The 13,619-nt window shown below is 62.6% G+C and carries 15 protein-coding genes; 2 read left to right on the top strand and 13 right to left on the bottom strand.

Features of this window, described 5'->3' with window-relative positions:
• Positions 1 to 27: 27 nt before the first annotated feature.
• Complete coding sequence (locus QOL82_RS01485; RefSeq protein WP_283440441.1) at positions 28 to 570, bottom strand: YaeQ family protein; 543 nt, start codon at positions 568 to 570, stop codon at positions 28 to 30.
• A 166-nt stretch (positions 571 to 736) separates the two neighbouring features.
• Between QOL82_RS01485 and QOL82_RS01480 the strand changes: the two genes are divergently transcribed.
• Entirely contained in the window at positions 737 to 1,306 is a 570-nt protein-coding gene (locus QOL82_RS01480) for a DUF1415 domain-containing protein (RefSeq protein WP_283440440.1), read from the top strand.
• A gap of 366 nt (positions 1,307 to 1,672) precedes the next feature.
• On the top strand, positions 1,673 to 2,011 hold the full coding sequence (locus QOL82_RS01475; protein ID WP_283440439.1) for a hypothetical protein: 339 nt from the start codon (positions 1,673 to 1,675) through the stop codon (positions 2,009 to 2,011).
• A 78-nt stretch (positions 2,012 to 2,089) separates the two neighbouring features.
• On the opposite strand, the gene cysM is transcribed toward QOL82_RS01475, so the two are convergent.
• The 12 genes from cysM to pheA form a co-directional block, all read right to left on the bottom strand.
• Positions 2,090 to 2,992, bottom strand: coding sequence for a cysteine synthase CysM (cysM, locus tag QOL82_RS01470; protein WP_283440438.1), 903 nt, complete (start codon positions 2,990 to 2,992; stop codon positions 2,090 to 2,092).
• 151 nt (positions 2,993 to 3,143) lie between these two features.
• Positions 3,144 to 3,533 (bottom strand): ComEA family DNA-binding protein, encoded by a 390-nt coding sequence (locus QOL82_RS01465; RefSeq protein WP_283440437.1) that lies wholly within the window; start codon positions 3,531 to 3,533, stop codon positions 3,144 to 3,146.
• 55 nt (positions 3,534 to 3,588) lie between these two features.
• A complete protein-coding gene (rfaE1, locus tag QOL82_RS01460; RefSeq protein ID WP_283440436.1) occupies positions 3,589 to 4,551 on the bottom strand; it encodes a D-glycero-beta-D-manno-heptose-7-phosphate kinase in 963 nt (320 codons plus the stop codon).
• A 38-nt stretch (positions 4,552 to 4,589) separates the two neighbouring features.
• Positions 4,590 to 5,765 (bottom strand): lipopolysaccharide assembly protein LapB, encoded by a 1,176-nt coding sequence (gene lapB / locus QOL82_RS01455; protein ID WP_283440435.1) that lies wholly within the window; start codon positions 5,763 to 5,765, stop codon positions 4,590 to 4,592.
• A gap of 58 nt (positions 5,766 to 5,823) precedes the next feature.
• On the bottom strand, positions 5,824 to 6,129 hold the full coding sequence (locus QOL82_RS01450; protein WP_283440434.1) for a LapA family protein: 306 nt from the start codon (positions 6,127 to 6,129) through the stop codon (positions 5,824 to 5,826).
• A 98-nt stretch (positions 6,130 to 6,227) separates the two neighbouring features.
• Positions 6,228 to 6,533 (bottom strand): integration host factor subunit beta, encoded by a 306-nt coding sequence (locus QOL82_RS01445; protein WP_283440433.1) that lies wholly within the window; start codon positions 6,531 to 6,533, stop codon positions 6,228 to 6,230.
• A gap of 12 nt (positions 6,534 to 6,545) precedes the next feature.
• On the bottom strand, positions 6,546 to 8,264 hold the full coding sequence (gene rpsA, locus QOL82_RS01440; RefSeq protein ID WP_283440432.1) for a 30S ribosomal protein S1: 1,719 nt from the start codon (positions 8,262 to 8,264) through the stop codon (positions 6,546 to 6,548).
• Between the two features lie 138 nt (positions 8,265 to 8,402).
• On the bottom strand, positions 8,403 to 9,089 hold the full coding sequence (gene cmk / locus QOL82_RS01435; protein ID WP_283440431.1) for a (d)CMP kinase: 687 nt from the start codon (positions 9,087 to 9,089) through the stop codon (positions 8,403 to 8,405).
• Positions 9,089 to 10,414: a 3-phosphoshikimate 1-carboxyvinyltransferase gene (gene aroA / locus QOL82_RS01430; protein ID WP_283440430.1), complete on the bottom strand. Its 1,326-nt coding sequence runs from the start codon at positions 10,412 to 10,414 to the stop codon at positions 9,089 to 9,091. Before aroA ends, cmk begins: the two co-directional genes overlap by 1 nt.
• Positions 10,414 to 11,313 (bottom strand): prephenate dehydrogenase, encoded by a 900-nt coding sequence (locus tag QOL82_RS01425; RefSeq protein ID WP_283440429.1) that lies wholly within the window; start codon positions 11,311 to 11,313, stop codon positions 10,414 to 10,416. Before QOL82_RS01425 ends, aroA begins: the two co-directional genes overlap by 1 nt.
• A 29-nt stretch (positions 11,314 to 11,342) precedes the next feature.
• On the bottom strand, positions 11,343 to 12,452 hold the full coding sequence (gene hisC, locus QOL82_RS01420; protein WP_283440428.1) for a histidinol-phosphate transaminase: 1,110 nt from the start codon (positions 12,450 to 12,452) through the stop codon (positions 11,343 to 11,345).
• Positions 12,453 to 12,518: 66 nt separating this feature from the next.
• On the bottom strand, positions 12,519 to 13,592 hold the full coding sequence (gene pheA, locus QOL82_RS01415) for a prephenate dehydratase (RefSeq protein ID WP_283440427.1): 1,074 nt from the start codon (positions 13,590 to 13,592) through the stop codon (positions 12,519 to 12,521).
• Positions 13,593 to 13,619: the final 27 nt, after the last annotated feature.

The following is a 13,619-nucleotide window of genomic DNA, read 5'->3' as shown; positions in this document are numbered from 1 at the left end:
GGGGCCGGCATGCCGGCCCCGCCGGCTTCAGCCGCGCGCCTTGAGCACGGTGAATTCGAGTTCCAGCGGCGTGTCGCCGTCGTTGATCCAGAACTGGCCGTCCTGTATCGTGCACTGGAACTGCATGCTGCGCCGGGCCATCGCGGCCAGCGCTTCGCTGGCGCCTGCGGCCAGGTTGTAGACGGTCAGGTTGCGGGCGCGCTCGACGCGGTTGCCGACCTGGCCCCACCAGATTGCACTGGTGCTGCTATAGCTGTAGACGATGACTTCACTGGCGCGGCCGCAGGCCTTCAGCATGCGACGGTCGTCCGGCTGGCCGACGTCGATCCAGAGTTCGATGGCGCCGGTCAGGTCCTTCTGCCAGAGATCCGGCTCGTCGACATCCGACAGGCCCTTGGCAAAGACCAGCGCCGCATGCGCATGCCGCACGAAAGCCGCCAGGCGCACCATCAGCCGCTCATCAGTCTCGGATGGATGTCGGGCCAGCGTCAGGCTGTGTTCCTGGTAATAGTGCCGGTCCATGTCCGCAATTTGCAGATCCGCTTTATAGATCGTTGACTTCAGCGCCATAATTCACATCCAAACATATTCAAGGGAGCGCAAGAATAGCCGATCCATCCGACCGCAGCCTGGCTGGCCGAAATAAATTGCGCGAAAGACGGCTGTCCGCCGCGTCGCGCACCGTGCCAGCCCGGCCCTGGCATCATCATGGACCCGCATTTCCCGTGCCTAATCAATGAACAATTCTTCTTCCGGCGATCACCAGCGCATTGTGTCCGACGTCGAGTCCTGGCTGGAAACCGCCGTGATCGGCCTCAACCTGTGCCCGTTCGCCCGCGCCGTCCACGTAAAAAAACAGGTCCGCTACGCCGTCACCGAAGCGACCGAACCGGACCAGCTGGTCGCAGCGCTGACGCAGGAGCTGACTTACCTGCATGAATGCGACCCGGAGCTCACGGACACTACCCTGCTCATCCATCCGTGGGTGTTGCAGGATTTTTCCGACTACAACGAATTTCTCGATATCGCCGACGTGATCCTGGCCGGGCTGGGCATGGAGGGCGAGATCCAGATCGCCAGCTTTCATCCGGATTACCAGTTTTCCGGCACCCAGCGTGACGACGTGAGCAATTACACCAACCGCGCGCCCTATCCGATCCTGCACCTGCTGAGGGAAGACAGCATCAGCCGCGCGGTGGCGTCCGTGCCCGATACCGATGCGATCTACAAGCGCAATATCGCTACGCTCAAGGCACTTGGCAAGGATGGCTGGGTGAAATTATTCAAAAGAAGTGAACATCCTTGAACCACGCTTTTATCCATGGTCGACTATCGCTCATATTTAACGATATGAATCAGTAATTTGCATGCGATTCTTCAATTGCAAAATACTGCACGACTTTTCGTGACAAGGTTCATGACCTTGGATAAAATCCCGCCCAGCAGTTAATAACTAAAGCGTTTTCCGGCTGTGCAATTTTACTCATAAGAAACGCATTATTTCCCATGATAAATTTTTAGCGAATTTGGCTGTCTAAATGACACCATATCGCTAATAATTGCACTAATGCATCACCGGTTCTTAAATCCCGGCATCAGCCAAGACAGGACACGCTGCCAGAACCCTGGGCATCCCCGTTATTGAAAGCGCACTATGGAAGTCACAACTATCATGAACAATCCCTTTGAAAACGCAGCAAGCAAGCGGCCTGCAGAAACAGTCGCCTATGATCCCAACAACCTGCTGGACTCGCTGATCGAAAAGCTGAATCTGAAGAACGACGCGGCCCTGTCGCGTGCGCTCGAGGTCGCGCCGCCCGTGATCAGCAAGATCCGCCATCGACGTCTCCCGGTGGGCGCTTCGCTGCTCATCCGCATGCACGAAGTCAGCGACCTGACCATCCGTGAACTGCGCGTGCTGATGGGCGACCGCCGCGACAAATTCCGCATCAGCGACAAGCAGTTCAAACCGAAGAGCGGTTCGGCTGCGGGCGCATTCAATAACGATTGACACCGCTTTCGCGGAACGACAGGGCGGCGCCGATGCCTGGCGCCGCTTTTTTCATTGCGCTTTCAGGCGCGCCGGCAATCAGGCGGGAAAAACGCCCGTGGAGAGATAGCGGTCGCCGCGATCGCAGACGATGAAAACGATCGTCGCATTCTCCACTGTCTGCGACACGCGCAGCGCCACCTCGCAAGCCCCGGCGGCCGATATGCCGCAAAAAATACCCTCTTCCACCGCCATCCTGCGCGCCATGTGCTCCGCAGCCGCCTGGCTGACGTTTTCCACCTGGTCCACCCGCGAGCGATCGAAAATCCGTGGCAGGTAAGCCTCGGGCCATTTCCGTATGCCGGGAATCTGCGAGCCTTCGTCGGGCTGCGCGCCGATGATACGGATCGCTTCGTTCTTTTCCTTCAGATATTGCGACACGCCCATGATGGTGCCGGTCGTGCCCATCGCACTGACGAAATGCGTGATCTCGCCGCCCGTGTCGCGCCAGATTTCCGGCCCGGTGGATTCATAGTGGGAACGCGGATTGTCCGGGTTGGCGAACTGGTCCAGGATGATTCCCTGCCCTTCCTTCTGCATCTGCTCGGCCAGGTCCCTTGCATACTCCATGCCGCCGGTCTTGGGCGTCAGCACGATTTGCGCGCCATAGGCGGCCATGCTCTGGCGCCGTTCCAGGCTGAGGTTTTCCGGCATCAGCAGCACCATCTTGTAGCCGCGCATCGAGGCGGCCATTGCCAGTGCGATCCCGGTATTGCCGCTGGTGGCTTCGATCAGCGTATCACCAGGCTTGATATCGCCGCGTGCTTCGGCGCCCTTGATCATCGCCAGCGCCGGCCTGTCCTTGACCGAGCCCGCCGGGTTATTGCCCTCGAGCTTGCCAAGGATCACATTATTGCGTCGGGCCGCTTCTTCACCGGGTATGCGCTTGAGTTGCACCAGTGGCGTATTGCCTACCGTATCTTCGATCGTGGGATATTGCATGTCGGTTCGCGTCCGCTTCAATTAAACATCCATTTTAATCGCAGACGGCAAGCGACGCTGGAGCGCCCCCATTCCCGGACGCAGCGGGCCCGGCCTGCAAAAAAGCCCCTGTTCAACGGGGCTTTCCTGTATTGCCGCACTGCGACGGATGTCAGGACTTCTTCGGGTCGTCCTTTTTGGCCGGCTTGCCCGCGGGCGCCGCGGCGGACTTCCCAACAGCCTGGCCATTGATCCGCAGACCGGCGTCGGACAGTCTCAGCGCGCGCTTTTCCTTGACGCCCTTGACCCGCTTTTCAAAGTCCGACCAGTCCTTGAAGTCGCCCTTTTTCCGTTCTTCGATGATGTTTTTGGCCAGCGACGGCCCGATACCCTTTACACCGTCGAGGCTGGCAAGGTCAGCCTTGTTGATCTCGATGTCGGCAGCAAACGCGGCACCGATGGCGGACATGCAGAATACGACCGACAGCAACAATCTCTTGAACATGATGTTCTCCGAAAAGGACTTCGAGGGGGGAAAAGATGAGGATTGTGAATCGGACATGATCCATGTCTGCCCGCCTTAACGCGCCACCCTGCCGACGGTTGACACCCTGCCTTCAGCTGCCGAACAACTCCTCCCGGGTCACCGTTGCGGTGCCCAGCTTGCCCACGACGATGCCGCCGGCGCGGTTGGCCATTTCCACCGCATCCGCCAGCGGCAGTCCCGCGCCCAGCATGGTCGCCAGCGTCGCAATCACGGTGTCGCCGGCGCCGGACACGTCGAACACTTCCCGCGCCATCGCCGGGAAATGCCGCACGGCGTCCGCGGTGTACAAGGTCATGCCGTCTTCCGAACGGGTCACCAGCAGGGCTTCGAGCGCCAGCTCTTCGCGCAGGCGCTGCGCCTTCGTCGTCAGCTGCTCCTCGGTCTTCCAGCTGCCGACGATATGCTGCAGCTCGGCCCGGTTCGGCGTGAGCAGCGACGCGCCCGCGTACGGCGAAAAGTCGTCGCCCTTGGGATCGACCAGGACCTGCTTGCCCAGCGCCCGGGCGGCGGTGATCATGTCCGCCACGTTCACCAGCGCGCCCTTTGCATAATCGGACAGCACGACCAGGTCGTAGGCCGGCAGCAGCGCATTGAAGCGGCTCAGCTTGTCGCGCAGCACGATATCGCTGGGCGCTTCCTCGAAATCGATGCGCAGCAACTGCTGCTGGCGCCCGATCACACGCAGCTTGATGATGGTCGATATCGCGTCGTCATGATTCAGGTAGCTCGCCGTGCCGGTCTCGGTCAGCATGCGCTCGACCGCAGCGCCGGCTTCATCTTCACCGACCACGCCCAGAAGGCCGGTCTGCGCACCTAATGCCGCCGCGTTGCGGGCAACGTTGGCCGCGCCGCCCAGGCGTTCTTCACGCCGCTGGACGCGCACGACAGGCACCGGCGCTTCGGGCGATATCCGGCTCACCTCGCCAAACCAGTACCGGTCCAGCATGATGTCGCCAGCGATCAGCAAGCGGGTGGACGACAGTGCGGCCAGCGACGGCGGGGAAGCGGGAAAAGGCTGGTGGGGAGTGTTCATCTGCTAGGCCAACAAATCGGGTTCAGGATCGGGATCGATTAATTCATCACGTTCAGTTCTTCGGTGCGGCGCGGCGGATAGGTTTCCCACTGGCTGCACCCTGGACATTGCCAGTAGAACTGCCGCGCCTTGAAGCCGCAGTGGCTGCACTGGTAGCGCGCCAGTTTCTGCGCATAGCCATGCACCAGGTTGCGCACCATGGACAGGTCGGACTGGTCTTCCGGCGCCGCATTCATCATCCGCGCTTCCAGCATCTTGTCCAGGCCCAGCAATGTCGGCGTGCGGCGCAACTCGTCGCGCACCAGCTGGTTCGCGGCTTCCACGCCATTCAGTTCGAGCACCGCCTTGAAAACCACTTCCAGCAGATCGATCGAGGATGCTTCCGCCAGGTAAAACTTCAGCAGATTGATGCCTTCCTGCGGACGCCCGAGTGCGCGGTAGCCGTCCATCAGCCGCTGCGCAACCAGGGCCACGTGCGGCACGCTTTGCTGTTCGACCCGGCGCCATGCCATCAGCGCCGCTTCGGTGTCGCCGCGCGCCAGGTGCACGTCGCCCATCAGCATGGTCGCCCGGACGTTCTTGCGGTCGGCGGCCACGGCGTTTTCCAGCATGACCAGCGCCGCGTCCGGGTGCGTGTGCACCAGCTCATCGTGCGCCAGTTCGCAGTAGAACTGGGCGATTTCCTTTTGCCGGCTGCCGGCGCCGGAATCCTGCAGGCCGCGCGCGGCCTCGATCGCCCGCGTCCACTCCTTTTCGCGCTGGTAGATCTCGAGCAGCGCCCGCTGCGCCTGCACCGAATAGCTGGTGCTGATCAGGTGGTTGAATGCTTCCTCGGCGCGGTCCAGCAGCCCGGCCTTCAGGTAATCCTGCCCCAGTTCGAACTGCGCCTGGGCCTTGTGCTCGGCCGGCAGGTCCTGGCGCGCCAGCAGGCTCTGGTGAACGCGGATCGCACGTTCGGTCTCGCCGCGGCGGCGGAACAGATTCCCCAGCGCATAGTGCAGCTCGATGCTCTCCGGATCGAGCTTCATGATCTCGATGAAGGAATCGATCGCCTTGTCCGGCTGGTCGTTCAGCAGGAAGTTCAGGCCCTTGAAGTAGCCTGTCGGCAAGGTGCGGGACTCGGACACCAGCTCGCGTATGTCGACACGGGCGGCGACCCAGCCGAGGGCAAAAAATATGGGGATGCCGAGCAGCCACCAGGTTTCAAATTCCATGCGGATTCTTGTGTTGTTATTGTGCGGCGGCGCAGCGCCGCCTGTTCAGGGACGGCATTCAGTAAGCGCCAGGCTGGGGCGGCTGCGCGCTGTCCGCGTCTAGCGGCCTGCTTCCCGCCTGCGCTGTCGACATGGCGATTTTCTGGCGTTCGCTGCTGCGCCGGTAGCGCACCACGGTCGGCGTCATCGCCAGCACGCCAAGGATCGCGCCGCTGGCAAAGAAGCCGAGCAGCATCAGCACCAGCGGTGCGTGGATCTCGTATCCCAGAAAAAAGCGCAGCGCCACTTCCTGGGTATTTTTCAGAGCGAAACCAAAGAACAGGATGAACAGGACAATGCCAATGATGCGGGATAAAAATTTCATGTCCGGTATTCCTTGTCATCCGGGCCAAAACAGCCGAAATTGTACGCGAAAAAAAACGGCATCCGAGAATGCCGTTTTGTAGGTAGTGCAACAATGACTCAGTCTTCCTTGATCGGCTGCCCAACCATCGCGTCGACCCGCTCCCGCAATTCCTTGCCGGGCTTGAAATGCGGCACCCGCTTTTCGGGAACCATCACCTTGTCGCCCGATTTCGGATTACGACCGGTGCGAGGCGGCCGGATATTCAGCGCAAAGCTGCCAAATCCCCGTATTTCGATGCGCTGGCCGGTGGCCAGTGCATCGGACATCGCATCGAGCAGGGTTTTCACCACGTAATCCGCATCTTTTGCGACAAGCTGCGGATAGCGTTCGGCCAGACGGGCAATCAGTTCCGACTTAGTCATTGAGACGCGACCTTAGTTTTTGTTGTCGAGCTTTGCTTTCAGCAACGCGCCCAGGCTGGTGGTGCCCGAAACGGTGTTGGAATCAACCGACATCTTCTGCATGACTTCCTGGGTCTCTGCATTATCTTTCGCCTTGATCGACAGCTGGATGCTGCGCGACTTGCGATCGATATTGATGACCAGGGCCTCGACCTTGTCGCCGACTTTCAGGTGGGTACCGGCATCTTCCACGCGGTCGCGGGAGATTTCGGATGCACGCAGATAGCCTTCGACTTCTTCGGACAGCTGGATCACGGCGCCCTTAGGCTCGACCGACTTCACGGTGCCGTGAACGATGGAACCCTTGTCGTTCATTGCAGCGAAGTTGTTGAACGGATCGCCTTCGAGTTGCTTGACGCCCAGCGAAACGCGCTCGCGCTCCACATCGATTGCCAGCACGACAGCTTCCAGTTCGTCGCCCTTCTTGAACCGGCGCACGGCTTCTTCGCCGCTCTCGGTCCAGGACAGGTCGGACAGGTGCACCAGGCCGTCGATGTTGCCAGGCAGGCCGATGAACACGCCGAAGTCGGTGATCGACTTGATCGCGCCGCTGACGCGGTCACCCTTCTTGTGGGTGATGGCAAAGTCGTCCCATGGGTTCGGCTTGCACTGCTTCATGCCCAGGCTGATACGGCGACGCTCTTCGTCGATTTCCAGGACCATGACTTCGACTTCGTCGCCCAGCTGGACAACCTTGTTCGGTGCCACGTTCTTGTTGGTCCAGTCCATTTCGGAAACGTGGACCAGGCCTTCGATGCCCTGCTCGACTTCGACGAATGCGCCGTAGTCGGTCAGGTTGGTGACCTTGCCGAACAGGCGGGTGCCTTGCGGGTAACGACGTGACAGACCGGTCCAAGGATCGTCGCCCAGCTGCTTGACGCCCAGCGAGACGCGGTTCTTTTCCTGATCGTACTTGAGGACCTTGGCCGTGATTTCCTGGCCGACCGACAGCACTTCCGACGGATGACGCACACGACGCCATGCCAGGTCGGTGATGTGCAGCAGGCCGTCGATGCCGCCGAGGTCGACGAATGCGCCGTAGTCGGTGATGTTCTTGACGATACCGGTGACGACGGTGCCTTCCTTCAGGGTTTCCATCAGCTTCTGACGCTCTTCGCCCATCGATGCTTCGATGACAGCGCGGCGCGACAGCACCACGTTGTTGCGCTTGCGATCGAGCTTGATGACCTTGAATTCCAGGGTCTTGCCTTCGAACGGCGTGGTGTCCTTGACCGGACGGGTGTCGACCAGCGAACCCGGCAGGAATGCGCGGATGCCGTTGGTCAGGACGGTCAGGCCGCCCTTGACCTTGCCGTTGACGGTGCCGGTGACGATCTCGCCGGATTCCATCGCTTTTTCCAGCGACAGCCAGGATGCCAGGCGCTTGGCCTTGTCACGCGACAGGATGGTGTCGCCGAAACCGTTTTCCAGGGACTCGATGGCAACGGAGATGAAGTCGCCGACATTGACTTCCAGCTCACCGTTGTCATTCTTGAATTCTTCGATGGGGATGAATGCTTCGGACTTCAGGCCGGCGTTGACGATCACGAAATTGTGGTCGAGACGGACGACTTCAGCCGAAATCACTTCACCAGAGCGCATGTCCTGACGCGACAGCGATTCCTCGAACAGAGCTGCAAAGCTATCTGCACCAGAATTGCCGGACGCAGGTGACATTAATACTGTAGACATAGATTTGATTGGGGTTAGCCAGTGAAACGCGAAATGCGAGACATCTGGGTTAAGGTTTTTCAACGCCGCGCTGCACTTTGCATGCGCGCGGCACCAGGTACTGCAGGAACTTCCTAAATGGCGTCGGGAACAGTGTTTTCAACCGCCGGCGTCATGTCGTTTCCTCACTGCGGCGTACCAGTTGAGGACCTGACTGACTGCCTCGTCGGCGTTCATGTCGGAAGTATCCAGCAGGTATGCCCCTTCGGCAGGCTTGAGAGGTGCTATCGAACGGTTGGCGTCGCGCGCGTCACGTTCAGTCAAATCTTGAAGAAGGTCGGCCATGTTAGCAGCAAAGCCTTTTTCAATCAATTGCTTATATCGCCTTTCCGCACGCGCCGCAACGCTTGCGGTCAGGAAAACCTTGAGTTGTGCATGCGGAAATATGACGGTGCCCATGTCGCGTCCATCGGCCACCAGTCCGGGCGGCTTGCGAAAGCCCAGCTGCAGGCCGACCAGCGCGTGGCGCACGGCGGGCAGCACCGCGATGCGCGACGCGGTATTGCCCACTTCCTCCCTGCGGATGGCCTGGCTGACATCTTCCTTGCCCAGGTAAATGTGTTCGCCGACGAACGAGCACGGCAGCCCGGCCGCCAGCTTGGCCAGCGCATGTTCGTCCTTCAGCGAGGTTTCATGCCGCAGCGCCACAAGCGCGGTCAGCCGGTACAGCGCGCCGGAATCGAGATAGTGGAAACCGAGGCGGTCGGCTACCCGGTGGGCAACGGTGCCCTTGCCGGAAGCCGTGGGTCCATCGATGGCGATAACGGGGATCGGCGTGCCGGTCATTAAAACAACTCGTCTTTGGTGATCGAGGCAAATGCCTCGAAGTAATCGGGAAAGGTCTTGGCGACGCACTTCGGGTCGTTGATCCGGATCCGGGCGCCGGGCCGGGCGGCGCCGGTCAGCGAGGCCAGCGAGAAGCACATCGCGATCCGGTGGTCGTCATAGGTGTCGATCGCGGCCGGCAGGATTTCCGCCGGCGGCGTGATGCGCAGGCTGTCGGCGCCCTCCTCGACCGTGGCGCCGAGCTTGCGCAGCTCGGTTGCCATCGCGCTCAGCCGGTCGGTTTCCTTGACGCGCCAGCTGCCGATGTTGCGCAGCGTCGACGGGCCGTCGGCGAACAGCGCGGCGACGGCAATCGTCATCGCCGCGTCGGGAATATGGTTGAAGTCGGCGTCGATCGCCTTCAGCACGCCGCTCGACGCGGCTTCGACCCAGTTCTCGCCCATGGTGACCTGCGCGCCCATCTGCTCCAGCGCCTCGACGAACCGCAGGTCGCCCTGGATGCTGTCGCGGCCCACACCTTCGACCCGCACCGGCCCGCCGGCAATGGCGCCGGCCGCGAGGAAGTACGAGGCCGACGACGCATCGCCTTCGACATGGATGGCGCCCGGGCTGGTGTAGCGTTCGCCGGCGGCGATGGTGAAGGACCGCCAGTCGTCGCGCTGCACTTCCACGCCGAAGCGGCGCATCAGGTTCAGCGTGATCTCGATATAGGGCTTGGAAATGAGCTCGCCGACGACGTCGATGGTGATTGCCTGGTCGCGCGCCATCAGCGGCGCGGCCATCAGCAGCGCGGTCAGGAATTGGCTGGACACATTGCCGCGCACCGCCATCCGGTGCGCATGGATATGGCCGCGCTGGATGTGCAGCGGCGGATAGCCGACTTCGCCGGTATAGGCGATGCGCGCGCCGACTGCGTTGAGCGCATCGACCAGGTCGCCGATCGGCCGCTCATGCATGCGCGCCACGCCATGCAGCGTGTAGTCGCCGCCGGTGACGGCAAGCGCCGCAGTCAGCGGCCGGATCGCGGTGCCCGCATTGCCCATGAACAGGTCGGCCTGGTGCGTCGGAAACGCGCCGCCGACGCCATGCACGGTGTAATCCTGGCTGACGCCCGCCTGCTCCCAGCGCACGCCCAGCTTCTGCAGCGCCATCAGCATCACGTGGGTGTCGTCGGACGCCAGCAGTTCGCGGATCTCGGTCGTGCCTTCCGCCAGCGCGGCCAGCAGCAGCGTGCGGTTGGATATGCTTTTCGAGCCGGGCAGCCTGACCGTGCCGACGGCGCGGATCGCGGGCTGCAGGTCCAGGGAATGGGGATAGCGCTTCATCAGTCACCGCCTTGTCTTGATTGCTTTTCCGCCGCTTCGATGGTGCTGATCCATTCATGCCGCGCCTGCTGCGCATTCGCATACACCGCCTCGATCGCCGCGCCATCCCGGTTTGCCAGCAGGGTCCGCAGCTGTCCCAGCTGGACGAGATAGGCGTCGAGTTCGGCCAGCATCGCGGGCTGGTTGGCCAGCGTGATGTCGCGCCACATCTCGGGCGACGAGCCGGCGATCCGCGTGAAGTCGCGAAAGCCGCTGGCCGCGTACTGGAACAGCAGGTCCGCATGCGGCTTGCGCGCAATGTCGTCCACCAGCGCATAGGCCAGCAGGTGCGGCAGGTGGCTGACCGCGGCGAAGACCTTGTCATGCTCTTCCGCGCTCAATGCGTGGATGACGGCGCCGCACAGGCGCCAGGCCTGCGCCACGCGCTCGACGTCCGCCGGGTCGTTCTCGGGCAGCGCGGCAAGCACGACTTTCTTGCCGACATACAGCTCCACCAGCGCGGCGTCCGGACCGTTCTGCTCGCGGCCCGCGATCGGATGGCCGGGCACGAAGCAGGCAATCTTGTCGCCCAGCGCGGCGCGGGCGGCAGCCACGACGTCGGTCTTGGTGCTGCCGGCGTCGGTGACGACGGTGCCCGGCTGCAGGTGCGGCCGTATCGCGGCCAGGATGGCGCCGGTCTGCGCAACCGGCGCGGCGATCAGCACCAGGTCGGCGCCTGCCACGGCGTCCGCCGGCGACGTCGAGAACGTGTCGATGATGCCCAGTTCGGCCGCCCGTTCGAGCGAGCGCAGGCTGCGCCCGACGCCGACGATGTGCGCGACCGCGCCGGCCTTCTTCAGGGCCAGCGCGAACGATCCGCCGATCAGGCCGACGCCGAAGATGGCGATCTTCCGGAACATGGGCTCCGCCGCTTCCCGCTGCGCGCCGGTCACTCGGCCAGCGCCTTTTTCAATGCATTGAGGAACGCGGTGTTTTCTTCGGGCAGGCCGATCGAGATGCGCAGCCATTGCGGCAGGCCATAATTGCTGACCGGCCGCACGATCACGCCCAGCTTCAGCAGCGCCAGATTGACCCGGCTGCCGGCGGCGTCGTCATTGCCCGCCCTCATCAGCACGAAGTTGCCGAAGGACGGCACGTATTCGATGCCCATCGCGTCGAACGCCTCGGTCAGCTGCACATAACCGGCCGCATTCATCTGCGCGCTTTCATGCAGGAACTGCTTGTCGTTCAGCGCCGCTACCGCGGCAGCCTGCGCCAGGCTGTTGACGTTGAACGGCTGGCGGATACGGTTGAGCAGGTCGGTCAGCCCGGGCTGGGCGATCGCGAAGCCGACGCGCAGGCCGGCGAGGCCGTAGGCCTTGGACATCGTGCGCGACACCAGCAGGTTCGGATACTGGCGCACCCAGGCGACCGATTCGTACTGCAGCTGCGGCGCCAGGTATTCGTTGTACGCCTCGTCGAGCACCACCACCACTTCCGGCGGCACGGCCACCAGGAATTTCTCGATCTCGGCGGCGGGCACGAACGTGCCGGTCGGGTTGTTCGGGTTGGCAATGAAGATCAGCCGCGTGTCGGACTCGATGGCCCGCGCCATCGCGCCGAGATCATGGCCGTAATGCACCGACGGCACCACGATGGCGCGGGCGCCGACGCCCTGGGTCGCCAGCGCATACACCGCAAACGAATACTCCGAATAGACGACCGACTCGTGCGGCTGGACGAACGCATGCGCGGCCAGCTCCAGGATGTCGTTGCTGCCGTTGCCCAGCGTGATCCAGTCTTCCGGTACGTCGTACTTGGCGCTGATTGCCTTCTTCAGCACGAAACCGTTTGCATCCGGATAACGGCCGATGTCCGACACCGCGGCCAGCATGGCCTTGCGCGCCGACTCCGGCATGCCCAGCGGGTTTTCATTCGACGCCAGCTTGACGATGCCGGCTTCATCCAGGCCGAACTCGCGCGCCACTTCGGAGATGGGCTTGCCTGCCTGGTAGGGCGCAAGGCGCCGCACATATTCTGGTCCAAATTCTATCGGCATGATGATGGTGACATTCTGTAATTGAAAAGCGGCGGGCGCCGGCCCGGAGACCGGCGCCGCACCCCGTTACAAGCTGCAGGGATAGGAGCCCAGCACCTTGAAAAATGCGGCGTTTTCTTTCAGCTCGACCAGGGCGCGGGCCATGCGCTCGTCGTCCGAGTGGCCTTCGACATCGACGTAGAAATAATATTCCCACGTGCCCATCCGGGCTGGCCGCGACTCGAAGCGCGTCATCGACACGCCGTGCTTGGCCAGCGGCGCCAGCAGGTTGTAGACGGCGCCGGCCTTGTTGGCGACCGACAGCACCAGCGACGTGTGGTCGTGGCCGCTGGGCGACGTGCGCAGCCGCCCGATCACCGCGAAGCGGGTGCGGTTGTGCGGATCGTCCTGGATATGCGCGCTGACCACCTGCAGGCCATGCTTTTCGCCGGCGATCTCGCCGGCAATGGCCGCGACCGTGCCGTCTTCGGCCGCCATCCGCGCGGCTTCGCCGTTGGACGACACCGGCTGCCGGGCCACTGCCGGATAGTGCTGGTTCAGCCAGGCCTGGCATTGGGCCAGCGCCTGCGGATGCGCGCAGATGCGTTCGACGCCGGCCATCGTGCCGCTGGCCGTCATCAGGCTGTGATGCACCGGCAGCGACACCTCGCCGCTGATGGTCAGCGGCGTCTGCAGCAGCAGGTCGAGGGTGCGGTTGATCGCGCCCTCGGTGGAATTCTCCACCGGCACGACGCCGAAGTCGGCGGTGCCGGCTTCGGCCGCGCGAAACACCTCGTCGATCGACGCGCACGGCATGCCGTCCACCGCGTGGCCGAACTGCTGGTACACCGCCTGCTCGCTGAAGGTGCCGACCGGCCCCAGGTAAGCGACGGTCACGCGCTTTTCAAGCGCGCGGCAGGCCGACATGATTTCGCGGAAGATGGTCTGCACGTCGCCGTCGGCCAATGGGCCGGGATTGCGCTCGGCGACATTGCGCAGGACCTGCATCTCGCGCTCCGGCCGGAACACCGGCGCATTGGTCTCGGCCTTGATGTGGCCGACTTCCTGCGCCACGCCGGCCCGCTCGCCCAACAGCGCCAGGATCTGCGCGTCGATCGCGTCTATTCGCGCCCGCAACGGCGTCAATTTTTCATCACTCATGGTCTACTCGCATTCGCGCCAGGTATG

This window comes from Noviherbaspirillum suwonense, from assembly GCF_900182955.1.
GTDB classification, from domain to species: Bacteria; Pseudomonadota; Gammaproteobacteria; order Burkholderiales; family Burkholderiaceae_D; genus Noviherbaspirillum_A; species Noviherbaspirillum_A suwonense.
The sequence above is the reverse complement of the archived record's forward strand: the minus strand, read 5'-3'. Positions and strand labels throughout refer to the sequence as shown.

Excerpts from the sequence above, each read along its gene's own strand:
- cysM (WP_283440438.1), bottom strand. The coding sequence starts at position 2,992 with ATGCAATATCCCACGATCGAAGATACGGTAGGCAATACGCCACTGGTG.
- QOL82_RS01465 (WP_283440437.1), bottom strand. The coding sequence starts at position 3,533 with ATGTCCGATTCACAATCCTCATCTTTTCCCCCCTCGAAGTCCTTTTCG.
- hisC (WP_283440428.1), bottom strand. The coding sequence starts at position 12,452 with ATGCCGATAGAATTTGGACCAGAATATGTGCGGCGCCTTGCGCCCTAC.
- QOL82_RS01475 (WP_283440439.1), top strand. The coding sequence starts at position 1,673 with ATGAACAATCCCTTTGAAAACGCAGCAAGCAAGCGGCCTGCAGAAACA.
- cmk (WP_283440431.1), bottom strand. The coding sequence starts at position 9,089 with ATGACCGGCACGCCGATCCCCGTTATCGCCATCGATGGACCCACGGCT.
- aroA (WP_283440430.1), bottom strand. The coding sequence starts at position 10,414 with ATGAAGCGCTATCCCCATTCCCTGGACCTGCAGCCCGCGATCCGCGCC.
- pheA (WP_283440427.1), bottom strand. The coding sequence starts at position 13,592 with ATGAGTGATGAAAAATTGACGCCGTTGCGGGCGCGAATAGACGCGATC.
- QOL82_RS01480 (WP_283440440.1), top strand. The coding sequence starts at position 737 with ATGAACAATTCTTCTTCCGGCGATCACCAGCGCATTGTGTCCGACGTC.
- lapB (WP_283440435.1), bottom strand. The coding sequence starts at position 5,765 with ATGGAATTTGAAACCTGGTGGCTGCTCGGCATCCCCATATTTTTTGCC.
- rpsA (WP_283440432.1), bottom strand. The coding sequence starts at position 8,264 with ATGTCTACAGTATTAATGTCACCTGCGTCCGGCAATTCTGGTGCAGAT.
- QOL82_RS01450 (WP_283440434.1), bottom strand. The coding sequence starts at position 6,129 with ATGAAATTTTTATCCCGCATCATTGGCATTGTCCTGTTCATCCTGTTC.
- rfaE1 (WP_283440436.1), bottom strand. The coding sequence starts at position 4,551 with ATGAACACTCCCCACCAGCCTTTTCCCGCTTCCCCGCCGTCGCTGGCC.
- QOL82_RS01445 (WP_283440433.1), bottom strand. The coding sequence starts at position 6,533 with ATGACTAAGTCGGAACTGATTGCCCGTCTGGCCGAACGCTATCCGCAG.
- QOL82_RS01425 (WP_283440429.1), bottom strand. The coding sequence starts at position 11,313 with ATGTTCCGGAAGATCGCCATCTTCGGCGTCGGCCTGATCGGCGGATCG.
- QOL82_RS01485 (WP_283440441.1), bottom strand. The coding sequence starts at position 570 with ATGGCGCTGAAGTCAACGATCTATAAAGCGGATCTGCAAATTGCGGAC.